The organism is Ramlibacter sp. PS4R-6, assembly GCF_037572775.1.
GTDB lineage: Bacteria > Pseudomonadota > Gammaproteobacteria > Burkholderiales > Burkholderiaceae_C > Ramlibacter.
This window is the reverse complement of record NZ_JBBHKA010000001.1, coordinates 297252-320193: the sequence shown is the minus strand read 5'-3', so window position 1 is coordinate 320193 and position 22942 is coordinate 297252. Positions and strand designations below refer to the sequence as shown.

Annotated in this window: 22 protein-coding genes; 18 read left to right on the top strand and 4 right to left on the bottom strand. The window is 68.9% G+C overall.

Going from position 1 to position 22942, the window contains the following annotated elements:
- Positions 1 to 5 precede the first annotated feature (5 nt).
- Both WG903_RS01565 and WG903_RS01560 read left to right on the top strand, forming a co-directional pair.
- Positions 6 to 500 (top strand): hypothetical protein, encoded by a 495-nt coding sequence (locus WG903_RS01565; protein ID WP_340072432.1) that lies wholly within the window; start codon positions 6 to 8, stop codon positions 498 to 500.
- Positions 497 to 1813, top strand: a complete 1317-nt coding sequence (locus WG903_RS01560) for a GAF domain-containing protein (protein ID WP_340072431.1) — start codon at positions 497 to 499, stop codon at positions 1811 to 1813. Before WG903_RS01565 ends, WG903_RS01560 begins: the two co-directional genes overlap by 4 nt.
- Here WG903_RS01560 and WG903_RS01555 read toward each other — a convergent pair.
- Positions 1810 to 2517 carry a hemerythrin domain-containing protein gene (locus WG903_RS01555; protein WP_340072430.1) on the bottom strand — a complete coding sequence of 236 codons (708 nt, stop codon included), beginning with the start codon at positions 2515 to 2517 and terminating at the stop codon, positions 1810 to 1812. The two genes, WG903_RS01560 and WG903_RS01555, sit on opposite strands and share 4 nt — an antisense overlap.
- A gap of 168 nt (positions 2518 to 2685) precedes the next feature.
- Here WG903_RS01555 and WG903_RS01550 point away from each other — a divergent pair, with 168 nt between their 5' ends.
- From WG903_RS01550 to WG903_RS01535, 4 genes are read left to right on the top strand one after another with little or no spacing between them, the layout of a single operon-like run.
- Positions 2686 to 3489, top strand: a complete 804-nt coding sequence (locus WG903_RS01550) for a hypothetical protein (RefSeq protein WP_340072429.1) — start codon at positions 2686 to 2688, stop codon at positions 3487 to 3489.
- 49 nt (positions 3490 to 3538) lie between these two features.
- Positions 3539 to 4879, top strand: coding sequence for a TldD/PmbA family protein (locus tag WG903_RS01545; RefSeq protein ID WP_340072428.1), 1341 nt, complete (start codon positions 3539 to 3541; stop codon positions 4877 to 4879).
- On the top strand, positions 4879 to 6168 hold the full coding sequence (locus WG903_RS01540; protein WP_340072427.1) for a metallopeptidase TldD-related protein: 1290 nt from the start codon (positions 4879 to 4881) through the stop codon (positions 6166 to 6168). Before WG903_RS01545 ends, WG903_RS01540 begins: the two co-directional genes overlap by 1 nt.
- Before the next feature lie 3 nt (positions 6169 to 6171).
- A complete protein-coding gene (locus WG903_RS01535; RefSeq protein WP_340072426.1) occupies positions 6172 to 6972 on the top strand; it encodes a crotonase/enoyl-CoA hydratase family protein in 801 nt (266 codons plus the stop codon).
- A 9-nt stretch (positions 6973 to 6981) separates the two neighbouring features.
- On the opposite strand, the gene WG903_RS01530 is transcribed toward WG903_RS01535, so the two are convergent.
- From WG903_RS01530 to WG903_RS01520, 3 genes are read right to left on the bottom strand one after another with little or no spacing between them, the layout of a single operon-like run.
- Positions 6982 to 7734, bottom strand: a complete 753-nt coding sequence (locus tag WG903_RS01530) for a spherulation-specific family 4 protein (RefSeq protein WP_340072425.1) — start codon at positions 7732 to 7734, stop codon at positions 6982 to 6984.
- Between the two features lie 49 nt (positions 7735 to 7783).
- Positions 7784 to 8767, bottom strand: coding sequence for a dihydroxyacetone kinase subunit DhaK (gene dhaK, locus WG903_RS01525; RefSeq protein WP_340072424.1), 984 nt, complete (start codon positions 8765 to 8767; stop codon positions 7784 to 7786).
- Positions 8768 to 8823: 56 nt separating this feature from the next.
- Entirely contained in the window at positions 8824 to 9852 is a 1029-nt protein-coding gene (locus WG903_RS01520; RefSeq protein ID WP_340072423.1) for a LacI family DNA-binding transcriptional regulator, read from the bottom strand.
- Between the two features lie 231 nt (positions 9853 to 10083).
- Between WG903_RS01520 and WG903_RS01515 the strand changes: the two genes are divergently transcribed.
- The 12 genes from WG903_RS01515 to dhaK (WG903_RS01460) all read left to right on the top strand — a co-directional run bounded on the left by WG903_RS01515 (position 10084) and on the right by dhaK (WG903_RS01460) (position 22929).
- Complete coding sequence (locus tag WG903_RS01515) at positions 10084 to 11040, top strand: porin (protein WP_340072422.1); 957 nt, start codon at positions 10084 to 10086, stop codon at positions 11038 to 11040.
- Between the two features lie 10 nt (positions 11041 to 11050).
- A complete protein-coding gene (locus WG903_RS01510; RefSeq protein ID WP_340072421.1) occupies positions 11051 to 12679 on the top strand; it encodes an NADP-dependent glyceraldehyde-3-phosphate dehydrogenase in 1629 nt (542 codons plus the stop codon).
- Complete coding sequence (gene pyk / locus WG903_RS01505) at positions 12676 to 14091, top strand: pyruvate kinase (RefSeq protein WP_340072420.1); 1416 nt, start codon at positions 12676 to 12678, stop codon at positions 14089 to 14091. Before WG903_RS01510 ends, pyk begins: the two co-directional genes overlap by 4 nt.
- Positions 14092 to 14101: 10 nt before the next feature.
- Complete coding sequence (eno, locus tag WG903_RS01500; protein WP_340072419.1) at positions 14102 to 15397, top strand: phosphopyruvate hydratase; 1296 nt, start codon at positions 14102 to 14104, stop codon at positions 15395 to 15397.
- 295 nt (positions 15398 to 15692) lie between these two features.
- The gene (locus tag WG903_RS01495; protein ID WP_340072418.1) at positions 15693 to 17024 is read left to right on the top strand and encodes an ABC transporter substrate-binding protein; all 1332 of its coding nucleotides are present in this window, start codon (positions 15693 to 15695) and stop codon (positions 17022 to 17024) included.
- Positions 17025 to 17046: 22 nt separating this feature from the next.
- The gene (locus WG903_RS01490) at positions 17047 to 18051 is read left to right on the top strand and encodes a carbohydrate ABC transporter permease (RefSeq protein WP_340072417.1); all 1005 of its coding nucleotides are present in this window, start codon (positions 17047 to 17049) and stop codon (positions 18049 to 18051) included.
- Entirely contained in the window at positions 18048 to 18995 is a 948-nt protein-coding gene (locus tag WG903_RS01485; protein ID WP_340072416.1) for a carbohydrate ABC transporter permease, read from the top strand. The genes WG903_RS01490 and WG903_RS01485 overlap by 4 nt, the downstream gene beginning before the upstream one ends.
- Positions 18992 to 19174, top strand: coding sequence for a hypothetical protein (locus WG903_RS01480; protein WP_340072415.1), 183 nt, complete (start codon positions 18992 to 18994; stop codon positions 19172 to 19174). Before WG903_RS01485 ends, WG903_RS01480 begins: the two co-directional genes overlap by 4 nt.
- 1 nt (position 19175) lies before the next feature.
- The gene (locus WG903_RS01475) at positions 19176 to 20285 is read left to right on the top strand and encodes an ABC transporter ATP-binding protein (protein WP_340072414.1); all 1110 of its coding nucleotides are present in this window, start codon (positions 19176 to 19178) and stop codon (positions 20283 to 20285) included.
- Positions 20278 to 21288: an ABC transporter ATP-binding protein gene (locus WG903_RS01470; protein ID WP_340072412.1), complete on the top strand. Its 1011-nt coding sequence runs from the start codon at positions 20278 to 20280 to the stop codon at positions 21286 to 21288. The genes WG903_RS01475 and WG903_RS01470 overlap by 8 nt, the downstream gene beginning before the upstream one ends.
- A 22-nt stretch (positions 21289 to 21310) precedes the next feature.
- A complete protein-coding gene (dhaL, locus tag WG903_RS01465; RefSeq protein WP_340072411.1) occupies positions 21311 to 21949 on the top strand; it encodes a dihydroxyacetone kinase subunit DhaL in 639 nt (212 codons plus the stop codon).
- Complete coding sequence (gene dhaK / locus WG903_RS01460) at positions 21946 to 22929, top strand: dihydroxyacetone kinase subunit DhaK (RefSeq protein ID WP_340072409.1); 984 nt, start codon at positions 21946 to 21948, stop codon at positions 22927 to 22929. Before dhaL ends, dhaK (WG903_RS01460) begins: the two co-directional genes overlap by 4 nt.
- Positions 22930 to 22942 lie beyond the last annotated feature (13 nt).

Here is a 22942-nt window from a genome sequence, read left to right as displayed (position 1 = left end):
GCGACATGCCCGGCGCGCTCGCCCAGCTCCCGCCCCACCTGCTCGCCATGATGGCCGGCGGGGTGTCGGTGCTGGTGGCGTCGCGCGACGACCGCCTGCGGCCCAGCGTGATGCGCGCCATGGGCAGCCGCATCGACGCCGCGGCGGGCGAGGTGACGGTGTACTTGGCGCGGCGGCAGGCGCAGGACCTGCTGCGCGACATCGCGCGCTGCGGGCAGGTGGCCGCGATGTTCAGCCAGCCTTCGACGCACCTGAGCGTGCAACTGAAGGCCGCCCGTGCGCAGGTGCGGCCGGCCACCGAGGCCGACCGGCCGGCGCTCGACGCCTACCTGGCGGCCATGGACCGCGAGATCACGACCGTCGGCTACGCCGTGCTGCTGGCGCGCGCGATGCTGTCGTACCGGCTGGACGACCTGGTCGCGGTCACTTTCGTTCCCGAGCAGGTGTTCGAACAGACGCCGGGCCCGCGCGCGGGCGCGGTGCTGGCGGGCGGCGCATGACGCTGCCGCTGTCGCACATCCGCGCCTGCCTGGAAGGCGCGATCCCGGCCGCGATGGCGACCTGCGCGCCCGACGGCACGCCCAACGTCGTCTACATCTCGCAGGTGTTCTTCGTGGACGACCGCCACGTAGCGCTGTCGTTCCAGTTCTTCAACAAGACGCGCCGCAACGTGCTGGCGCATCCCTACGCGACCGTGCTGGTGCTGGACCCGCGCACGGCCGCGCACTGGCGCCTGCACCTGCACTACCTGCGCACCGAAACCAGCGGCCCGCTGTTCGAAGGCATGAAGGCGCAGCTGGCGGGCATCGCCTCGCACACGGGCATGGAGGATGTGTTCAAGCTGCTCGGCTCCGACGTGTACGAGGTCGAGCGGGTCGAGCGCGTCGAAGGCGAGGCGCTGCCGCCCCCGCCGCCGCGCGGCGGCGTTCTCGCAGCGGTGCGCCGCTGCTGCACGCAGCTCGCCCGCAGCGCCTCGATGGACGATGCGCTCAACACCGTGATGGGCGCCTTGCGCGACGGCCTCGCCATCGAACATGCGATGGTGCTGATGCTCGATGCGGCGTCGCGCCGCCTGTACACCGTGGCGAGCATGGGCTACGCGCACTCGGGCGTGGGTTCCGAGATCGAACTGGGCCAGGGCGTGATCGGCGTGGCGGCGCGCGAAGCGACGCCGGTGCGCATCGTGCACGTCACGCACGCCTCGCTGTACACGCAGGCCATGCGCGGCGGCGCGGGGCTGGAGGCGGCCACCGAGATCCCGTACCCGGGCCTGGCGCAGCCGCGCAGCCAGCTCGCCGTGCCCATCGTGTCGGCGGCGGGCGTCCTGGGCGTGCTGTTCGCCGAGAGCGGCGAGGACCTGCGCTTCGACCACGAGGACGAGGACGCGCTGGCCACGATCGCCGCGCAGTTCGGCGCCGTGATCGCGCAGGTGCAGGACGACACCGACGCCGACACGCCCGCGCGGGAAGCGCCGCCGGCCACCGCGCCGGCTGCCCCGCCGCTGGTCGTGCGCCACTTCGCGAGCAACGCCAGCGTGTTCTTCGGCGACGACTACCTGATCAAGGGCGTGGCCGGCGCCATCCTGTGGAAGCTGCTCAACGAGCACGCGCGCGGCCGCAGCGAGTTCAGCAACCGCGAACTGCGCCTGGACCCGGCCATCGGCCTGCCCGACGTCTGCGACAACCTCGAGGCGCGCCTGGTGCTGCTGCGCCGGCGGCTCGAGGAATACGGCGACGCCGTGCGCATCGAGAAGACGGGGCGCGGGCGCTTCCGCCTGGCCGTCACGCGCCCGGTGACGCTGCACCAGGCCTAGAGGCCCAGCGCCGCTTCCAGCTTGTCCCACTCGCGCGCGGTGAGGTGCGGCCGCACGGTGTCCAGCGCCGCCTGGAACGCGGGCGCCGGCGCATGCTCGCGCATGCCGGCCAGCATGCCCGCGCGCTCGGCCGGGTTCATGAACGGCACCATCCAGCGCAGCACCACCAGCATCTCGGGCGGCGGCACCGATGCGACCAGCTCGTCGTGGATGCGCTGGAGTTCGGCGTCGGTGTAGTGCGACCACAGCACCGCGTTGTGCTCGGTCTCCTCGACGTTCATGTGCACGAAGTTTTCGGCGACGAACGCCGCGAGGTCGCGGTACAGCTGCATCGCCGCAGCGGGGCGGGCGGCCACGGCCTGCGCGCGCAGCGCGGCCACGCCGGCGGCGATGAGTGCGATGTGGCGCTCGTGGTCCTCGTGCTCGCGCGCGATGCGACCCGCCGAGCCGGGCTTGCGCTCGTCCATCGCCGTGTGGACGAAGCGGTTCTCGTGCGCCAGGTGCGAGCGGCAGAAGTCCATCAGCTCCAGCACGCGCTGCGTGACCTGCACGAACTCCAGTTCGTCGGCCGTGTCCATGCGGCCCAGCGCCAGCAGCGTGTCGGCCATGAAGGCGCGCAGCGCCTTGTGGATGGGCCCGTACATGTCCAGGCGCGGTGCCGCCGCGGCGGCCACTTCATGCATTTCCTTCGTGTCGATCTTCAAGAGGTTCTCCTTGGGGGTGGCCGGGAGTCTAGGAAGCAGGCGCAAACGCCGCGCTTAAGAATTGCTTAAGCGAATCCTCAAATTTCCGTAAAGGGTGCCCGCGTGTGAACGACTTCACATGCATTCACCATGGCGCCGGGCGCGGGCGACTAGTACCATTGGTTGCAAGTGACGGAGTCCGCCCTGCCCGCCGAGAGCCCCGCATCCGGCGCCGTGAAAGGCGCCGGCGGCGCGTCTTTGCCGACGCTGCTCTGGGCCGCCGCGTCCGTCGTGTTCGCCACCGGCTGGATCGTCGAGCGCCGCCGGCGCCGCCTGCTCGAGACCGAGAAGGACTCCATCCTGTGGGCCGACCGGCAGCCCCCCGGCGCCTCCATCATCACCACGGCGGGCGGCATCGACGACATCCTGCCGGACAGCCCCAATGCCGCCGAATCCGCGCGCGCCATCTACGTCACGGCGATCGGCGAAACCACTTCGCGGCGCGAGGCGACGCTGATCGACCTGCACGAGCTCGAGGGCAAACTGAAACGCCGCCGCAACCGCGGCGACGTGATCGCCTCCACGCTCCTGCTGCAGCAGCACCTGGCCGACTTCCGCTACACCAGCCCCTGGGTCTTCCTCGAACTGCGCGAGCTGTACCGGCAGCTGGCGCGCGAGAAGGAATGGGAAGTGGCGCGCGCGGCGTTCCGCAAGCGCTTCGGGCAGAACGCGCCGGCCTGGGACGCGCCGTCCACCGGTGACGCGTCGCTGCTCGATGACGCGCAACTGTGCGACGGGCTGGCCAACGAATGGCCGTACCGCGAGGCGCGCATGTACATCGTCCGCTGGATGCTGGGCGACCCCAACATGCGCCAGCAGTGCTCCGGCCCGCCCTTGCTGGCGCTGGGCGTGTACCGCGACATGCTCATGGTGGACGGCGTGCTGGATGAGGTGATGGACACCCGGACAGTCCCCGTGGACTCGCTGCTGTGAAGTGATCTAATGGCGCTCCGGCCCACGAAGCCGACGTACGGAGCGAAGCATGACCTACCTGGAAACGCGCCGCCACGAGCTGCGCAAGCGCCGCCTGCTGATGGTGGACGGCAACCTCACCCTCAACTCGCAGACGCTCGACAGCGGCGCCAGCGCGCGAGCCTGGGACGCCGGCTACTGGGGCTTCGCGTCGACCAACGACGCCAGCGCCGCCGGCGTCGAGCGCATGACGCAGCAGGCGCGCGGCAACGCGCGCGCCATGGGCCGCTTCGGCCGCAAGGACGCGCTCACGCTGCCCGAAGGCACCTACCGCGGCGAGCACGCCTTCAAGGGCAAGGCCGCCATCGGCCAGGACGAATGCGTCGCGCGCATGGCCGAACTGTCGGCGTGGTGCAAGCAGCGCTACCCGGACCTGAAATCCACGCGCGTGCTGTTCGGCGACGAGCACCATTCCAAGTGGCTCACCACCAGCACCGGCAGCGAGGTGCTGAACAGCATCCAGCGCGCGCTGTGCTACGTGACGTTCACGGCGATCGGCGCCGACGGCGCGCCCGTGGAGATCATGCACGTGGTCAGCGGCAAGGGCAGCCTCGCCGACCTCGACCTGTCGCCCGCGGCGCTGGAGCGCGAGCTCGATGACGTCCATCGCCACGTGCGCGCCAAGTGCGAGGCGGTGGCGGCGCGCGGCGGCCAGCACACCGTGGTGCTCGCACCGGAACTCGCGGGCATGCTGGCGCACGAGGCCATGGGCCACCCGTGCGAGGCCGACCTGGTGCTCGGCGGCGCCGTCACGCGCGACCTCGTCGGCCAGCGCGTGGGCAGCGACCTCGTCACGATGATCGACGTCGCCCACACCTTCGGCGGCGAGGAAGTGATGATCCCCGTCTATGCCGACGACGAAGGCATGCCGGCGCGCGATGCGATGCTGATCGACAAGGGCATCCTCACCGAGTTCATGAACAGCCGCGAGACCGCGGCGAAGCTGGGCATCCGCCCCACCGGCAGCGCGCGCGCCTACGCGCCCTCGGATGAGCCGCTCGTGCGCATGCGCAACACGGTCATCGTGCCCGGGCAGTCGAAGCTCGAGGACATGATCGCCGGCGTCGACGAAGGCTACTTCCTGATGAAGACCGGCAACGGCCAGGCCGACTCGACCACCGAGTTCATGTTCGGCGTGTCGCTGGCCTACGAGATCAAGGACGGCAAGCTCGGGCGCGCCATCCGCGACACCACCATCTCCGGCTCGGCGATCAAGGTGCTGCAGTCGGTCGACGCGGTGTCCGACGACATCTACTGGAACTGCAGCGGCTACTGCGGCAAGAAGCAGCCCATGGTGGTGTCCATGGGCGGGCCGGCCTTGCGCGCGCAGGCGCACATCGGGGGCGAATGATGGGCGCACTCGAACTGAACCTCCAGGACCTCGCGGCGCAGACGCTCGAGGGCATGAAGCGCGCGGGCTTCGAGCACGCGCAGGTCACGGCCGTGCACGGCAAGCTGGACGAGCTGGGCATCGCCCACAACGAGCCGAGCCTGCTGCGCAGCACCGAGTCGCACAAGCTGATGCTGCTGGGCATCGCCGGCGGCCGCATGGCCAGCACCGAGCTGTCGCAGGTCGACCGCGAAGCGGTGCAGGCGCGCATCGCGTCGCTGTACAAGGACGCGCAGTCGGCGCCGCAGGACGAAGCCAACGCCGTGTCGAGCGGCCAGCACGCGCGCATCGTGCAGGGCCCGCAGCAGGGCGACCGCGAGCTGCTCGCGGCGAAGGTGAAGGAGCTGCTGGCGTTCCGCGCGGGCGAAACGCCGCGCATGATGCTCGAAGAGGGAAGCTGCTCGCACCAGTGGCAGCGCTGGCACACGCTCACCACCGGCGGCAGCGACCTGGCCGCGAGCATCGGCTGCTATTCGCTCAGCGCCATCGGCGCGGCGCGCGAGGGCAGCAAGTCGAGCTCGTACAACTTCACGGGCGGCTCCGCGGACGAACTCGCGTCGCAGCCGGCGCAGGCTTACTTCGGCCTCGCCGACATGATGCGCGAGTCGGAACGGCAGATCGACACGCAACCCATCGGCGGCAAGTTCCTCGGCGACGTGGTGTTCACGCCCGGCGCGGTGTCCGACCTGCTCGGGTGGTTCCTGGGGCAACTGGGCGACACGCAACTGATCTCGGGCAGCTCGCTGTACCAGGGCAGCGTGGGTGAGGTGATCGCCTCGCCGCTGCTCACCATCCGCAGCCGGTTCGATGCGCCCGGCGTCGCCGCAATTTCCGGCGACGCTTTCGCCGCGCCGCCCGTGACGCTGCTGGAGCAAGGCACGCTGCGCGCGCTGACGCCGACGCTGTACGGCAGCCGCAAGACGGGGCTGAAGCACGTGCCGGTGGCGGGTGGCTGGGATGTGGTCGCGGGCCGGACGCCGCTGTCGGAAGTGATCGGCGGCGTGCAGCGCGGCGCCATCGTCGGGCGCCTGTCCATGGGCAACCCCGCCGCCAACGGCAACTTCTCGGGCGTGATCAAGAACAGCTTCCGCATCGACGGCGGGGCCATCGGCCCGGCGCTGTCGGAGACCATGATCGCGGGCAACATGGCGCAGATGCTCAAGGATGTGGTCGCCATCTCGCGCGAGCAGATCGACGGCGGCGCGCAGCGCCTGCCCTGGATCCGCATCGCCAACCTGCACTTCTCGTAAGCGATGGACGCGCCGGCCGAAGGCTGCATCACTTGCGAAGCGCGCGGGCCGCTGCTGCTGGTGGGCATCAACCGGCCCGCCAAGTACAACGGCTTCACGCCGCGCATGTTCCGCGAGCTGGGCGAGGCGTACACGCGCCTGGACGACGACCCGCAATTGCGCGTCGGCGTGCTGCACGCCTTCGGCCAGCACTTCACCGCGGGCCTGGACCTGCCGACCATCGCGCCCTTCATGCAGCGCGGCGAAAAGCTGCTCCGGCCCGGCGACGTGGAGCCGATGGACCTGGGCACGCCGGGTTACCGCCGCCGCACCAAGCCGATGGTGGTCGCGGTCAAGGGCATCACCTTCACGCTGGGCATCGAGCTGATGCTCGCCGCCGACGTGGTGGTCGCGGCCAACGATTGCCGCTTCTCGCAGCTCGAGGTCAAGCGCGGGATCATGGCCACCGGCGGCGCGACGCTGCGCATGTCGCAGCGCGCGGGCCTGGGCAACGCGATGCTGCACCTGCTGACCGGCGACGAGTTCGATGCAACCGAGGCTCTGCGCCTGAACTTCGTGCAGAAGGTCGTCCCGGCGGGCCGCGAGCTGGACGAGGCGATCCGCATCGCCGAAGCGATCGCCGCGCAGGCGCCCCAGGCCGTGGTCGCCACGCGCCTGAACGCGGTGAAGGCGGTGGAGCAGGGCCCGCTCACCGCGATGGCCGAGTTCATCGACGTGCAGACGCGCCTGGCGAACACCGAGGACGCGAAGGAAGGCGTGCGCTCCTTCGTCGAGCGGCGGCCGGCGAAGTTCACCGGCCGATGACGCGGCGCGTCAGGGCGCTGCGCCCACTTCCGTGACTTCGTCCTTCCAGTAGGAGGGCAGCACGTCGTACGGGTTGGGCAGCTTGTCGCTCGTCACGAACAGCCCGCCGGCGCCGCGCGCCACGGCATTCGCGACGTCCTTCGCCATCTGCTTCTTGTCGGACTTGTAGACGATGTGCACGAAGCGGCTGCGCGCGTAGCCGGCCTGCCACGCCGCGGGCACATAGGCTGAATACGACGTGGCGTTGCCCTCGAACACGACGAAGCTGTCGGCCACCGGCAGGCTGGCATACGCTTCCTGCGTGTTCGTGCCCGGGTTGCCCATCACGTGGTACGCGGGGTTGAGCGCCTTGATGTAGTTGTACGCCGACTGGTAGAAAGCCAGGTGCCCCGCGTCGGCGTCGTTCGTCATCTCGTCCAGGAAGAAGCCGTCCACCGCGTACATGCCGAGGTAGGCGTTGATGTCGGCGGTGACTTCGATCAGCGGCCGCGTGGCATAGCGCGTGGACACATACGCGATCACGCGGCCACCCGCGCTGCGCACACCGGCGATCGCAGCCGTGTAGTTCGGGTCGGTGAACGTGCCGGGCCCGCTCGCCGGGTTGAGGATCGCGACCAGCGGCGCGCGCGCCGCGGCCACTGCGAGCTGCGGCCACGGGTTCTTCTTGCCCGCCGGGTAGAAGTAGGCGGGCACGACGAGGTCGAGGGCGAAGCATGGCGCCGCGAGCAGTGCGGCGAAGGCGAGGGCGGCGACACGTTTCATGCGCGGCAGTGTCGCGGCGCCGACTGACGCGGAGATTACATCGAAGGTGCTACCAGCGCAGCGCCGGCGTGTGCACCGGCGCGTCCCACAGCGCCTTCATCTCCTCGTCGAGCACGGTAACCGTGATCGACGCGCCCGCCATTTCGAGCGAGGTCGTGTAGTTGCCCACCAGCGAACGCGCGGGCATGAAGCCGGCGCGCGACAGGTGCTCGCTGGCGTCGCGATACAGCAGGTACAGCTCCATCAGCGGCGTGCCGCCCAGGCCGTTGACGAACAGCAGCACCTCGTCGCCGCGCTTGGGCGTGATGTCCTTGAGGATGGCCGCGAGCAGCTCGTCGACGATCACCGCGGCGGGCTGCACGGTGGCGCGGCGGCGGCCGGGCTCGCCATGGATGCCCACGCCGACTTCCATCTCGTCCGCGCCGATCTCGAAAGTGGCGACGCCCGCCTCCGGCACGGTGCAGCTGGTGAACGCGACACCCATCGACGCGGTGTGCGCGTTGACCCGGTCCGCGAGCCGCTTGCACGCCGCGAGGTTGGCGCCGCGCTCGGCGGCCGCCCCGACGATCTTCTCGACCACCACCGTCCCCGCGACGCCGCGCCGCTGGGCGTTGTGGCCGGCGGTGTCGACCGAGACGTCGTCGTTGACCAGCACCGAGGCGTACTCCCGGTCCATCATGTCCATCGCCATCTGGAAGTTCATGACGTCGCCGGCGTAGTTCTTGACGATGTAGAGGACGCCGGCGTCGCCCGCCACGGCCTTGCACGCCGCGAGCATCTGGTCGGGGGTCGGCGAGGTGAACACCTCGCCGGGGCAGGCCGCATCGAGCATGCCGGCGCCGACGTAGCCGATGTGCAGCGGCTCATGCCCCGAGCCGCCGCCCGAGACCAGGGCCACCTTGTTGCGGTTGGGATGCTTGCGGGCGACGAAGAGCGGGTCGACGTTGAGCGTGACGATGTCCGCATGGGCCGCGGCAAAGCCCAGTGCGCTTTCGTAGACGACGTCGCTCGGAAGATTGGTGAACTTCTTCATGCCGGCCCCTCGGTGCACCATTATGGTCACCGACCAGCCTGACTGTCACCTTTCGTTTATGCGAGGTTTTCGGCGGTGATGATTTCGATGCTGGGGTTGCTCACCGCCAGCGCGCCGCGCACGTCCTCGCACAGCAGGCGCAGCACCTTGGCGGCCGTCATGACGGCGTAGTGCACGTCCTGCTGCAGGACGTACGTCACCGTGTTGGCGACCAGGAGCGTGCGGTGCATCTCCAGCAGGTCGTGCACGACGAAGCCCAGCGAGCTGTCGTAGCCCAGCTCCTGGATGGCGCGGCCCACGCCGTGCGATCCCGGGCCGATGTTGTAGAGGGCGTGAACCCGCCCGCCGGTGCGCTTCGGGTCGAGGAACTCGCGCGCGAAGGCGTAGGCCTGGTCCTCGGCTTCCGGCATGTCGGGCAATTCGAGCAGCGACGCGCCGGGGAAGCGCTCTTCCAGCACCTGCGCGAAGCCGATGCGGCGGTCGATCTCGGCGGCGAAGCGCGTGGGCGGCGACAGCAGCACGCAGCGCCCCGGCTCGCCGCGCGGCAGCTCACGCCCGAGCAGCAGGCCCGCCGTGCGGCCGGCAGCGCGGTTGTCCGCGCCGACAAAGGTTTCGCGCAGCGACCCGGGAACGTCCGAGAACAGCGTGACGACGTGAACGCCGGCGCGCACCAGCTCGTTGATCGCGAGCTTGACCTGCGGCACGTCGGGCGCCAGCAGCGCGATGCCGTCCAGGTCCGTCATCTTGGCGAGTTCCAGCGCGAAGTCGGCGCCGTCCGCGTTCGGCAGGCGGTGCGTGATCTCGGTGATGTGCTGGTGGCGGAAGTCGCCGGCGGCCTGGGCGACCATGCGGTCGATCATGTCGAAGAAGCCGCGCCGCGCCGCCGGCAGCACGAAGCCGAAGCGGTAGTTGGGCGTGGTGCGCGGGCGCCCGCGCACCGGCGCGCCTGCGCCCAGGGAGGCCATCACCGCGCGGACGCGCTCGACGGTGGCCGGGTTGACACCCGGCCGGTTGTTGAGCACCCGGTCGACCGTTGCGGTACTGACCCCGGCGGCTTCGGCAATCTGATTGATCGTCGCTGCCATTCCCCTCAATTAAATCAATCGCCTGGAGCGGCACGCGGACTGTACTGCATTTCCTTCCAGTTGGCGCTGTCAAGACACTGACGCAGATTTCACTTGTTTGATTGATTAAGATTGATTTATTATCACAACGTCGTCAAAAAGGCGTTGAGGGGACTCGACTTTCGAACTTCGTCCTGAGCGGCGGCAAGGCAGTAATCCCATCTTTTTAATCAATCCTGGAGGCATTTCTCAATGAAGAGCTACGCAATGGTGATCGCTGCCGCCCTGGCAGGCGGCGCAACCGCAAGCTGGGCCCAGTCGTCGGTCACGATCTTCGGTTTCATGGAAGCCCAAGTGGGCCGCCAGACGCAGCAGGCACCCGGCACGCAGATGTTCGATATGGGCGGCAGCCGCATCGGCTTCAAAGGCGACGAAGACCTCGGTGGCGGCCTGAAGGCCCAGTTCTACCTGGAGCACCGCTTCGACCCCGACACCGGCCTGACCAACAGCGGCACGTTCTGGAAGGGCGGCTCGTGGGTGGGCCTGTCCAGCAAGGACTGGGGCTCGGTGAAGCTGGGCCGCTGGTGGTCGCAGGCTTTCCTGAAGTCGCAGTACGCGGCCGACCCCTTCGGCATGGGCACCCTCGGTGAAGGCACCTACGGCTCCGTCGGCTGCGGCCCCGCCTTCCGCGGCGGCTGCCTCGGCGCGTTCTGGGTGAACAACTCCATCACGTACGAGCACTCCGTCGGCGGCTTCAGCTTCGGCACCCAGGTGTCGGCCGAGCGCGTGGGCGGCGGCAAGCGCCCGTGGAACGTGGGCGTGAGCTACGGCGACGGTCCCTTCTACGTCGGCGCGGGCCACGAGCGCTCCAACGACGGCAGCTCCGAGCGCTGGAGCACGCTGGCCGCCACCTACGATTTCGGCGCTGCCAAGCTGCACGCCGGCTACGGCACGGGCCGCGACGCCGTGGGCACCAGCCGCAAGAACATCCTCGCCGGCGTGAACGTCCCGGTCGGCGCGGGCGCGCTGATCGCGTCGATCGACCTGCAGGACCAGGGTGGCACCCGCGTCGAGCAGCTCGTCTCGGTGGGCTACAAGCACTTCCTGTCGAAGCAGACGAACGTCTTCGCCGTCATCGCCAACGACAACAAGGCGCCCGCCGGCACGAACAAGACCGGCTACGCGCTGGGCGTGTTCCACGCGTTCTGACGGACGCAGCATGACAGCCGATCCTGCGCGCCTCGAGCAGCTCTTCCCCGCCGGGGACGAGCTGCCGGCGCAGCATCGGCTGCCCGAAGTCCACCAGCGCGGCTACCTCCTCGGGGGCGAGCTGCGCGAGTGGACCGGCCCCACCAAGCCGGTGCTGTCGCCCGTGTGCGTCCGCTCCGCAACCGGCTCGGTGCGGCAAGTTTCCATCGGCAGCCATCCGCAGATGGGTGCCGAAGAGGCGGACGTGATGGTCGCCGCCGCGGCGCGCGCCTACGACCGCGGCCGCGGCGCCTGGCCCACCATGCCGGTGGCGCGCCGCATCGATTGCATGCAGCGCTTCCTGCAGGCGATGGTGCAGCGGCGCGAGCGCATCGTGCGGCTGATCGTCTGGGAGATCGGCAAGAGCCTGGCCGACGCGGCCAAGGAGTTCGACCGCACCGTCGAGTACGTGCAGGCCACGATCGAGGCGCTCAAGGACATCGACAACGCCGACTCGCGCTTCCAGATCGTCGAAGGAACCATCGGCCAGGTGCGCCGCACGCCGCTGGGTGTGGTGCTGTGCATGGGCCCGTACAACTACCCGCTCAACGAGACGTTCTGCACGCTGGTGCCGGCGCTGCTCATGGGCAACACGGTGGTGCTCAAGCCGCCGCAGTACGGCACGCTGGTGTTCGAGCCGCTGCTGGAGCCGTTTCGCGATTCGTTTCCGCCCGGCGTGGTCAACACCATCTACGCGCCCGGCGAAGTCGTCGTGCCGCGCATGCTCGCATCCGGCGGCATCGACGTGCTGGCGCTGATCGGCTCGAGCCGCGTGGCCGACCACCTGAAGAAGCAGCACCCGAAGTCGCACCGCCTGCGCGCCGTGCTCGGGCTGGACGCGAAGAACGCCGCCATCGTGCTGCCGGACGCCGACCTCGACCTCGCGGTGCGCGAGTGCGTCGCGGGCGCGCTGTCGTTCAACGGCCAGCGCTGCACCGCGCTGAAGATGCTGCTGGTGCACGAGGTCATCGTGCGGCCCTTCCTCGACCGGCTGGTCACCGCCGTGTCGCAGCTGAAAGTGGGCATGCCGTGGGAGCCGGGCGTGCAGATCACGCCGCTGCCCGCGCCGCACCGCACCGCCTACATGAACGAGGCGATCGCCGACGCCGCGGCGAAAGGCGCGCGCGTCGTCAACCCGGGCGGCGGCGCGTCGTGCGCCACCCTGTTCTACCCGGCCATCGTCTACCCGGTGCGCGAGGGCATGAAGCTGCACCGCGAGGAACAGTTCGGCCCCATCGTGCCGGTGATGCCCTACCGCGACGTGCAGGAGGCGCTCGACTACGTGACGACCTCCGAGCACGGCCAGCAGGTGAGCATCTTCGGGCGCGACGCGACGCAGGTCGGCGCGCTGGTGGACCCGCTGGTCAACCAGGTGTGCCGCGTCAACATCAACTCGCAGTGCCAGCGCGGCCCCGACGCGTTCCCGTTCGCGGGGCGCAAGGACTCGGCCGAGGGCACGCTGTCCGTGCGCGACGCGCTGCGCGCCTTTTCCATCCGCTCCATGGTCGCCGCGCGCCAGACCGACGCCAACAAGCAGCTGCTCAACGCCATCGTGCGCGGCCACTGCTCGAGCTTCATCAACACCGGATTCATCCTATGAGACGCATGCGCCAGGCCAAGATCGTCGCGACGCTGGGGCCGGCCAGCTCCGACCTGGCGACGATCCGCTCGCTGTTCGCCGCGGGTGCGGACGTGTTCCGGCTGAACTTCAGCCACGGCACGCACGCCCAGCACCGCGAGCGCTTCGACCACATCCGCGCCGTCGAGCGCGAAGCGGGGCGGCCCGTGGCCGTGCTCGCCGACCTGCAGGGGCCCAAGCTGCGCATCGGCGCGCTCGCGCGCGGTCCCGTCATGCTGGAAGCGGGCGCGAGCTTCCGGCTCGACCTGGATCCCACGCCCGGCGACGACAGCCGCGCGCCGCTGCCGCACCCGGAGATCTTCGCGGCGCTGGCGCCCGGCGCGCAGCTGCTGCTCGACGACGGCAAGCTGCGGCTGGAGGTGATCGTGTGCGGGCCCGAGTTCGCGCGCACGCGCGTCGTCGTGGGCGGGCAGCTGTCCGAACGCAAGGGCGTCAACGTGCCGTCGGTGGTGCTGCCGCTGTCGGCGCTGACGGACAAGGACCGCACCGACCTGAAGTTCGCGCTGGAACTCGGCGTCGACTGGGTCGCGCTGTCCTTCGTGCAGCGCGCCGCCGACGTCGAGGAGGTGCAGCGCATCGTGCAGGGCCGCGCGCGTGTGCTGGCCAAGATCGAGAAGCCCGCGGCCATCGATGCGCTGGAGCCGATCGTCGCCGCATCCGACGCCGTGATGGTTGCGCGCGGCGACCTCGGCGTGGAGTTGCCCGCCGAGCAGGTGCCCACGGTGCAGAAGCGCATCGTGCGGGCGTGCCGCGCCGCCGGCAAGCCGGTGGTGGTCGCCACGCAGATGCTCGAGTCGATGGTCACCGCGCCCGTGCCCACGCGCGCCGAGGCGTCCGACGTCGCCAACGCCGTGTACGAAGGCGCCGACGCGGTCATGCTGTCGGCGGAGTCGGCCTCGGGCCGCTACCCGCGCGAGGCGGTGGCGATGATGGACCGCGTGATCCGCCAGGTGGAGTCGGACCCGGAGTTCCGCCGCGCCATCGACGCCTCGGGCTGCCCGCCGCCGGCGGCGATCCCCGATGCGATCTGCCTCGCGCTGCGCGACACGGCGGGCTTGCTGCCGGTCGCGGGCATCGTCACCTACACGCGCTCGGGCGCGACGAGCTTCCGCGCCGCGCGCGAGCGGCCTGGCGTGCCCGTGCTGTCGCTCACGCCCGACCTCGGCACCGCGCGCCAGCTGGCGCTGGTGTGGGGCGTGCACTCCATCCACGACGACGAGCACGTGCCCGATGTGCCGCAGATCGCGGCGCGCGCCTGCGCGGTGGCGCAGCGCGAAGCCTTCGCGGCCGCGGGCGACATCGTCGTCATCGCATCGGGCATGCCCTTCGGCGTGCCCGGCACCACCAACTTCCTGCACATCGCGAAGGTCTGAAGGCAAACCCATGCCACGCATCACCGACATCCGCGCCGCCGAGATCCTCGACTCGCGCGGACATCCCACGGTCCTGGCGACCGTCACGCTCGAAAGCGGCGAACGCGGCCACGCCGCGGTGCCCTCGGGCGCTTCCACCGGCTCGCGCGAGGCGCTGGAGCTGCGCGACTACGACACCCGCCGCTACGGCGGCAAGGGCGTCACGCGCGCGGTGGCCAACATCAACGGCGAGCTGCGCGATGCGCTGCTCGGCTTCGACGCGGCGGAACAGGGCGGCCTCGACCGGCTGCTGATCACGCTCGACGGCACGCCGGACAAGTCGCGCCTGGGCGCCAACGCGATCCTCGCGGTGTCGCTCGCCGCCGCGAAGGCCGCCGCCGAAGCGCTCGCGCTGCCGCTGTACCGCTACTTCGCGGCGCGCACCGGCGCCGCGCTGCAGCTGCCCGTGCCCATGATGAACATCGTCAACGGCGGCGCGCACGCGGACAACAACGTCGACGTCCAGGAGTTCATGGTGATCCCCGTGGGCGCGTCGAACTTCGCCGAAGCGCTGCGCCACGGCGCCGAGGTGTTCCATGCGCTCAAGTCCGTACTCAAGCGCAAGGGGCTGTCCACCGCCGTGGGCGACGAAGGCGGCTTCGCGCCGGACCTGCCGTCCAACGAAGCGGCGATGAACCTGATCCTCGAAGCGGCGGAAGTCGCGGGCCTGCGCCCGGGCCGCGACGTGTACCTCGGGCTCGACGTCGCCAGCAGCGAGTTCCACCGCGACGGCCGCTACCACCTGGACGGCGAAGGCAAGAAGCTCGATGCCGGCGAGTTCGTCGACCTGCTCGCCGCGTGGTCGCGCGCCTACCCGATCCTCTCGATCGAGGACGGCCTGGCCGAAGACGACCGCGAAGGCTGGCGCCTCATCACCGAGAAGCTGGGACGCGACGTGCAGCTGGTGGGCGACGACCTCTTCGTCACGAACCCGACCATCCTGCAGCAGGGCATCGACGACGGCCTGGCCAACGCCCTGCTCGTGAAGCCGAACCAGGTCGGCACGCTGAGCGAAACGCTCGCGGCGATCTCGCGCGCCTCGCGCGCGAACTACGCCTCCATCGTGTCGCACCGCTCGGGCGAAACGGAAGACACGACCATCGCCGACCTCGCCGTCGGCACCGCCGCCACGCAGATCAAGACGGGCTCGCTGTGCCGTTCGGAGCGCGTCGCGAAATACAACCGCCTGCTGGCCATCGAATCGGAGCTCGGCCCGGCCGCCGTCTACGCCGGACGCGCCGCGTTCCCGCACCTGACCCGACGTTAGTTCTCCAAGAGGGTCCTTCCTTCCCCGGTTCGCTCGTGCTGCTTTGCAGCAAGACGGCCGGGGTCTTTTTTGCCTGATTTATCTGCGGTATTAGGGTTTCCATTGATTGATTGATTAAATGATGGAAATAACATCAAAGCCATCAGAACAAGGCTGGCCGGTGCGAGGTAGGGGGCACGGGACGGGTCCACGGACTGATGGGCGCCTGGCGCTCGGGGGAAGGCAAGGCGGATGGGCCGCCGGGCCTGCACTTGAAACCTATGCGTGGGATGCCACGCGCGGAATGGAGACGCAGATGAGCAAACTGAAATCAACCCTGTGGCGGACGCTCGCCGGGGCAGCGCTGGCCGCCACGGCCTTGGGCGCGCAAGCCCAGGAGAAGAGCCTCACGCTGTGCTGGGCCGCCTGGGACCCGGCCAACGCGCTGGTCGAGCTGTCCAAGGACTTCACGGCCAAGACCGGCATCCAGATGAAGTACGAGTTCGTGCCGTGGCCGAACTTCGCGCAGCGCATGCTCAACGAGCTCAACTCGAAGGGCAAGCTGTGCGACCTGCTGATCGGCGACAGCCAGTGGATCGGCGGCGCGGCGCAGGAAGGCCACTACGTCAAGCTGAACGACTTCTTCGACAAGAACGGCATCAAGATGTCGGACTTCATGCCCGCCACCGTGACGGGCTATTCGGAGTGGCCGAAGAAGACGCCCAACTACTGGGCCCTGCCCGCGATGGGCGACGCCGTGGCCTTCACGTACCGCAAGGACTGGTTCGCCCGCCCCGAGCTGCGCGCCGAGTTCAAGCAGAAGTACGGCCGCGACCTGGAAGCGCCGAAGACCTGGGACGAGTTCAAGCAGGTCGGCCAGTTCTTCCAGAACCGCACCATCGACGGCAAGAAGGTCTACGGCGCGGCGCTCTACACCGAGCGTGGCTCCGAAGGCATCACGATGGGCGTGACCAACGCGCTGTACGCCTACGGCTTCGAGTACTCGAACCCGGCCAAGCCGTACGACATGAAGGGCTTCGTCAACAGCGCCGGCGCCGCCAAGGGCCTGAAGCTCTACAAGGAGCTGTACGACACCGTGACCCCCCCGGGCCACAGCAACGCGTACATGACCGAGAACCTCGACGCCTACAAGTCGGGCCAGGTCGCGATGCAGATGAACTTCATCGCCTTCTTCCCGGGCATCTCCAAGGACCCGCAGGTCGGCGGCGAGAAGACGGGCTTCTTCGCCATCCCCAAGGGTGACAAGCAGTTCGCGCAGCTGGGCGGCCAGGGCATCTCGGTGGTCAAGTACTCCGACAAGCAGCCGATGGCGCTCGAGTACCTGAAGTGGTTCGCGCAGCAGAGCGTGCAGAAGAAGTGGTGGGATGCCGGTGGCTTCACCTGCAACCAGGCCATCCTGAACGCGCCCGGCTTCGACAAGAGCACGTCGTACGCCAAGGTGTTCCTCGACTCCATGAAGATGGTCAAGGACTTCTGGGCCGAGCCGACCTACGCGCAGCTGCTGCTCGCCATGCAGAACCGCGTCCACGACTACGTCGTCGCCGGCAAGGGCACGCCCCAGGCCGCGCTCGACGGGATGGTCAAGGACTGGACCGAAGTCTTCAAGGAAGACGGGAAGCTGAAGTAACAGGGCAGATAGAGGAGCTCACGTGAAACCTCGGTTCTTCATGCAGTGGCGCCAACCAGCCGTGGCAGCGGCGGTGTCACAGGAAGCGGCGGGCTCCGCCCCGCCGGCTTCCGCCCTCGCACCGGCAAAGGGACACAAGCCGGTGCACCAGGGTCTCTCCGACCGGGCGCTCGCGTGGCTCTTCGTCGGCCCGACCATCGTCCTGCTGCTGGCATTCAACATCTTCCCGCTGCTCTGGACGATCTATCTCTCATTCACGAATTTCCGCGCGAACAAGCCGAACGCGGAAATCTCGTGGGTGGGGATTTCCAACTACCAGCGCGTCCTCGGCGACGAGGCGATCTGGCTGAACATGCGCACGACCGCGCACTTCCTGTGCTGGTCGATCGTGCTGGAACTGCTCCTGGGCTTCGCCCTGGCGCTGCTCCTGAACCGGCGCTTCCGCACGCACAGCTTCTGGAGCACCGCGATCCTGCTGCCCATGATGCTGGCGCCGGCGGTGGTCGGCACCTTCTGGAAGTACTTCTTCGAGCCGCAATACGGCATCTTCAACTACATCGTGTCGTTCTTCGGCGGGCCCGAGAAGTTCACGATGCTCGGCGACGTGAACCTGTCGCCCTGGGCGATCGTGCTGGTGGACACCTGGATGTGGACGCCGTACGTGATGCTCATCCTGCTGGCGGGCCTGCGCTCGATCCCGCCCTATCTGTATGAGGCCGCGGAAATCGACCGCGCCTCCGAATGGACCAAGTTCTGGCGCATCACGGTGCCGATGGTGATGCCGTTCATCATCCTCGCGCTGCTGTTCCGCTCCATCGAGAACTTCAAGATGTTCGACCTGGTCGACCAGCTCACCAACGGCGGCCCCGGCTCCGTGACCGAACTGGCGTCCATCCACCTCAAGCGCGAGGCCTTCGAGAAGTGGCGCACCGGCTACGCCTCGGCACTCGCAATCATCCTCTTCGTGGCGATCTACGGCATGTCGCTCGTCACGGTCCGGTTCCTCGACAAGGTGAAACAGCGATGAGAGCCGCCCCCCACAGCCCGCTCGAGGCGACGAGCGCATCCAAATGGTTCGCCGGTTCCGTGGTCATCGCGTATGCGGTGCTGTCGTTGATCCCGCTGGTGTGGATCTTCATGACCAGCTTCCGCACGCCCAACGATGCGATCGCGTACCCGCCCAAGGTGATCACGCAGCCGTCGCTGATCGGCTACGTCAACCTGTTCACGACGCGCTCGCGCGTCGGCGCCGACGAGCTCGCGGCATTGCCGCCGGCCACGACCTGGTACGAAAGCCTGGTGCGCGACCAGCAGATGATCCTGGCCGGCCCGTCGCGCTTCAAGGACCGCTACATCAACTCGCTGGCGATCGGCTTCGGCTCGACGCTGCTGTCGGTGGTCCTGGGCACGCTCGCGGCCTATGCGTTCTCGCGGTTCCGCGTGCCCGCCAAGTCGGACTTGCTGTTCTTCATCCTGTCGACGCGGATGATGCCGCCCATCGCGATCGCGATCCCGGTGTACCTGATGTACCGGCAGCTCGGGCTGAACGACACGTACACCGGCCTGATCCTGCTCTACACGGTGGTGAACCTGTCGCTCGCGGTGTGGCTGCTGCAAGGCTTCATGGACGAGATCCCGCGCGAGTACGAGGAGGCCGCCATGGTCGACGGGTACACGCGTTGGCAAGCCTTCCTGAAGGTGGTGCTGCCCCAGGCCGCCACCGGCATCGCGACCACGGCCATCTTCTGCCTGATCTTCGCGTGGAACGAGTACGCCTTCGCCCTGCTGCTCACGAGCGGCACCGCGCAGACGTCCCCGCCCTTCATTCCCACCATCATCGGCGAGGGCGGCCTCGACTGGCCCGCCATGGCGGCTGGCACGACGCTGTTCCTGCTGCCGGTGCTGGTGTTCACCGTGCTGCTGCGCAAGCACCTGCTGCGTGGCGTCACCTTCGGAGCGATCCGCAAATGAACATCGCCAAACTCTTCCGCCGCGGGCCGTGGGAGCACGGCACCACCGCCCTCATCGGCCTGGGCCTGGCCATGCTGATGCAGCCCTGGTCGCAGGACGTCTTCAGCTACGGCTTCACCGTGCTGCTCGCCGGCGTGGTCGGCTTCTCCATCGCCGGCAAGCTGCCGCAGGGGAACTGACATGGCCGAGATCCGCATCCGCAACCTGCAGAAGCGCTTCGCCGACTTCACGGCGGTGAAGGACTCCTCGCTGGTCCTCGAAGACGGCAAGTTCGTCGTGCTGCTCGGCCCGTCGGGCTGCGGCAAGACGACCACGCTGCGCATGATCGCCGGCCTGGAATACCCGACCGCCGGCGAGATCACGCTGGACGGCGACGACGTCACCTACCTGCGCCCCCGCGAGCGCGACATCGCGATGTGCTTCCAGCTCTTCGCGCTGTACCCGCACCTGGGCGTGCGGGGCAACCTTGAATTCCCGCTGCGCAACGAAGGCGTGGCCCGTGCAGAGATCGACCGCCGCGTCAACGAGGTGGCTTCGATCCTGCGTATCGAGCACTTGCTCGGCTCCAGCGTCACCGGGCTTGCCGGTGGGGACAGGCAACGCGTGGCGCTGGGCCGTGCAATCGTGCGTCAACCCAAGGCTTTCCTGATGGACGAGCCCCTGGGGACGCTCGACGCGGAGTTCCGCGAACTGATGTGCGTGGAGCTGCGCAAGCTGCACGACAAGCTGAAGACCACCACCGTGTTCGTCACGCACGACCAGAACGAGGCGATGGCGCTGGCCGACCACATCGTGGTGATGAACCAGGGCGAGGTACTGCAGGCCGACGACCCGAACGGCATCTACAACTTCCCGTCCTGCCTGTTCGTCGCGAAGTTCATCGGCCGCCCGCCGATGAACCTGGTGCAGGCGCAGGCCGCCGTCGCCAAGGGCGACACCCAGGTGCGCATCGCCGGCCGCAACATAGCCGTGCCGCGCATCGAGGCGCCGTCGCCGCGCGTGATCTTCGGCATCCGCCCCGAGTACGTGCGCCTGCGCGGCGCCGACGAAGGCTGCCTGGGCGGCAAGGTGCAGCACGTCGAGTACTTCGGCTCGCACTGGGTCGTCGAGGTGCAGACCGAAGCCGGCGCCATCAAGGTGCTCGCCGACAAGTCGGCGCGGCCCGAGGAGGGCGTGCAGGTCGGGCTGGACTTCGACACGCAGCACGTCGTGCTGTTCGACGCCGCCACCGAGCTCCTGCTGCAAAGCGCCACCACCATCGCCCACCAACCGAGCATGCGCCATGGCTAGCATCACCCTCAACGGCATCCGCAAGACCTTCGGCGCCACCGTCGCCCTCGACGGCATCGCGCTGGACGTGAAGGACGGCGAATTCTTCGTGCTGCTGGGCCCCAGCGGCGCCGGCAAGACCACCACGCTGCGCGTCATCGCCGGCCTGGAGCAGCCCGAACTGGGCACGGTCGCGATGGACGGCGAGGACGCCACCGCCCTGCCGCCGGCGCTGCGCGACTGCTCCTTCGTCTTCCAGCAGTACTCGCTGTACCCGCACCTGAGCGTGTACGACAACATGGCCTTCCCGCTGCGCGCGCCGATGCGCCGCGTGGCCGAGGATGAAATCGCCCGCCGCATCGCGCGCGTGGCCGCCACGCTGCACATCGAGAGCAAGCTCGAGCGCAAGCCGACGCAGCTGTCGGGCGGCGAGATGCAGCGCGTGGCCATCGGCCGTGCGCTGGTGCGCAAGCCCCGCGTGTTCCTGATGGACGAGCCGCTGTCGTCGCTGGACGCCAAGCTGCGCGAGGAGCTGCGCGTGGAACTCAAGCGCGTGCAGAAGGAAAACGGCGCCACCGTGATCTACGTGACGCACGACCAGGTGGAAGCCACCACGCTGGCCGACCGCATCGCCATCCTGGAAGAAGGCCGCATCCTGCAGGTGGGCACGCCGCAGGAGATCTATGCCGCGCCCGGCTCGCTGCACGTCGCGCAGCGCCTGGGCTCGCCGCAGGTCAACGTGCTGCCGGCGGGCTGGTTCAAGGGCCAGTACCCGACGGCGGTCGCGAACGTCGCCATCCGCCCCGAGGACGTCGAGGTCGAGCCCCAGGGCGAGGCCTTCGAATGCACGGTGGTCGAGTCGTCGCTGCTCAAGCACCACGTCATCTGCGAATACGCGGGCGTGGAAGTGCGGGCGCGTTTCAACCGCGACACGGCGCCCGCTCCCCAATCGCGCATCCGGCTGCGCTTTCCGCCGCAGCACCGGCTGCTTTTCGACGGCGCGGGCCGGCGCGTCGCCGCTTGATCACCCACAGGGACTCCCCATCATGAATACACAGGACATTGTCAGCGCGGTGGAAGCCGTGAAAGCCGCGATCCTCGCCAACGAGGAGCACATCGAGTCGCTCGACCGGGCGATCGGCGACGGCGACCACTTCATCAACGTGCGCCGCGGCAGCGAAGCCATCGTCGCGATGAAGAACGAGCTGCTGCAACACCCGCCGGCCGAGGCCTTCAAGCGGATCGGCATGAAGCTGCTCTCGACCATCGGCGGCGCCTCCGGCCCGCTGATCGGCAGCTTCTTCATCTCCATGGGCCGCGAGCTCGAGGGCTTCCCGGAACCCAACGCCAAGCAGTTCGCCGCCGCGCTCGCCGCAGGCGTCGATGCGATCAAGTCGCGCGGCAAGGCCGACGTGGGCGAGAAGACGATGCTCGACGTGCTGATCCCGACATCGCGCCTGCTGGTGCGCATGGCCGGCGAGGGCAGCGACCGCGAGACGCTGTGCGCCAAGCTGAAGCAGGAAGCCGAGTTCAACATGCTCGCCACGCGCGACATGATCGCCACGAAGGGCCGCGCGCACTTCCTCGGCGAGCGCGCCCTCGGCCACATCGATCCGGGCGCGAAGACGAGCCAAGTCGCCGTCTTCGCCGTGTGCGACATGCTCACCGAAGGGGCCGTGCGATGAAGAAGTTCGTCAACGACGTCGACTCGCTGCTGCAGGAGGCGCTGCAGGGCCTGGCCGCCGCGCACGCGGACGTGCTGCAGCTGCACCTGGAGCCCACCTTCGTCAGCCGCAAGGTCCATGCGAAGAAGAAGGTCGCGCTGATTTCCGGCGGCGGCGCGGGCCACGAGCCGCTGCATTGCGGTTTCATCGGCAAGGGCATGCTCGATGCGGCTTGCCCCGGCCAGGTCTTCACCTCGCCCACGCCCGACCAGATGCTGGCCGCGGCGGAGAGCGTGGGCTCGGGCCAGGGCGTCCTCTTCATCGTGAAGAACTACGCCGGCGACGTCATGAACTTCCAGATGGCCGCCGAGATGATGGGCCAGCCCTGCGCCACGGTGCTGGTCAACGACGACGTCGCGGTGGAGCGATCCACGCACACCACGGGCCGTCGCGGCGTGGCCGGCACGCTGATGGTCGAAAAGCTCGTCGGCGCCGCCGCCGAGATGGGCGCGAGCCTGGACCAGTGCAAGGCGCTGGGCGACCGCGTCAATTCGCGCACCGCCTCGATGGGCGTCGCCTTCACGAGCTGCACGGTGCCGGCCGCGGGCCGCCCGACGTTCGACATCGCCGAGGACGAGATGGAGTTCGGCGTGGGCATCCATGGCGAGCCCGGCCGCCGCCGCGGCAAGGTGCGCCCGGCGCAGGAGCTGGTCGACGAGCTGATGGCCGCGATCCTGGGCGACCTGAAGCCCGCGGCAGGCACCGAAGTGCTGCTGCACGTGAACGGCTTCGGCGGCACGCCGCTGATTGAGCAGTACCTGCTGTACCACTGCGCGCAGCAGGTGCTGGAGAAGCAGGGCTTGAAGATCGCGCGGTCGCTGGTGGGCAACTACACGACCGCACTGGAAATGGCCGGCGCGTCGCTGACCGTGACGCTGCTGGACGAGGAAATGAAATCGCTGTGGGATGCGCCTGTGCACACAGCATCGCTTCGCTGGTAGGCCCGCAGGCGCA

What these genes read in the sequence shown, in the direction of transcription:
- WG903_RS01565 (WP_340072432.1), top strand. Translation starts at nt 6, where the DNA reads ATGCCCGGCGCGCTCGCCCAGCTCCCGCCCCACCTGCTCGCCATGATG.
- WG903_RS01560 (WP_340072431.1), top strand. Translation starts at nt 497, where the DNA reads ATGACGCTGCCGCTGTCGCACATCCGCGCCTGCCTGGAAGGCGCGATC.
- WG903_RS01545 (WP_340072428.1), top strand. Translation starts at nt 3,539, where the DNA reads ATGACCTACCTGGAAACGCGCCGCCACGAGCTGCGCAAGCGCCGCCTG.
- WG903_RS01540 (WP_340072427.1), top strand. Translation starts at nt 4,879, where the DNA reads ATGGGCGCACTCGAACTGAACCTCCAGGACCTCGCGGCGCAGACGCTC.
- WG903_RS01535 (WP_340072426.1), top strand. Translation starts at nt 6,172, where the DNA reads ATGGACGCGCCGGCCGAAGGCTGCATCACTTGCGAAGCGCGCGGGCCG.
- WG903_RS01530 (WP_340072425.1), bottom strand. Translation starts at nt 7,734, where the DNA reads ATGAAACGTGTCGCCGCCCTCGCCTTCGCCGCACTGCTCGCGGCGCCA.
- dhaK (WP_340072424.1), bottom strand. Translation starts at nt 8,767, where the DNA reads ATGAAGAAGTTCACCAATCTTCCGAGCGACGTCGTCTACGAAAGCGCA.
- WG903_RS01520 (WP_340072423.1), bottom strand. Translation starts at nt 9,852, where the DNA reads ATGGCAGCGACGATCAATCAGATTGCCGAAGCCGCCGGGGTCAGTACC.
- WG903_RS01515 (WP_340072422.1), top strand. Translation starts at nt 10,084, where the DNA reads ATGAAGAGCTACGCAATGGTGATCGCTGCCGCCCTGGCAGGCGGCGCA.
- WG903_RS01510 (WP_340072421.1), top strand. Translation starts at nt 11,051, where the DNA reads ATGACAGCCGATCCTGCGCGCCTCGAGCAGCTCTTCCCCGCCGGGGAC.
- pyk (WP_340072420.1), top strand. Translation starts at nt 12,676, where the DNA reads ATGAGACGCATGCGCCAGGCCAAGATCGTCGCGACGCTGGGGCCGGCC.
- eno (WP_340072419.1), top strand. Translation starts at nt 14,102, where the DNA reads ATGCCACGCATCACCGACATCCGCGCCGCCGAGATCCTCGACTCGCGC.
- WG903_RS01495 (WP_340072418.1), top strand. Translation starts at nt 15,693, where the DNA reads ATGAGCAAACTGAAATCAACCCTGTGGCGGACGCTCGCCGGGGCAGCG.
- WG903_RS01485 (WP_340072416.1), top strand. Translation starts at nt 18,048, where the DNA reads ATGAGAGCCGCCCCCCACAGCCCGCTCGAGGCGACGAGCGCATCCAAA.
- WG903_RS01480 (WP_340072415.1), top strand. Translation starts at nt 18,992, where the DNA reads ATGAACATCGCCAAACTCTTCCGCCGCGGGCCGTGGGAGCACGGCACC.
- WG903_RS01475 (WP_340072414.1), top strand. Translation starts at nt 19,176, where the DNA reads ATGGCCGAGATCCGCATCCGCAACCTGCAGAAGCGCTTCGCCGACTTC.
- WG903_RS01470 (WP_340072412.1), top strand. Translation starts at nt 20,278, where the DNA reads ATGGCTAGCATCACCCTCAACGGCATCCGCAAGACCTTCGGCGCCACC.
- dhaL (WP_340072411.1), top strand. Translation starts at nt 21,311, where the DNA reads ATGAATACACAGGACATTGTCAGCGCGGTGGAAGCCGTGAAAGCCGCG.
- dhaK (WP_340072409.1), top strand. Translation starts at nt 21,946, where the DNA reads ATGAAGAAGTTCGTCAACGACGTCGACTCGCTGCTGCAGGAGGCGCTG.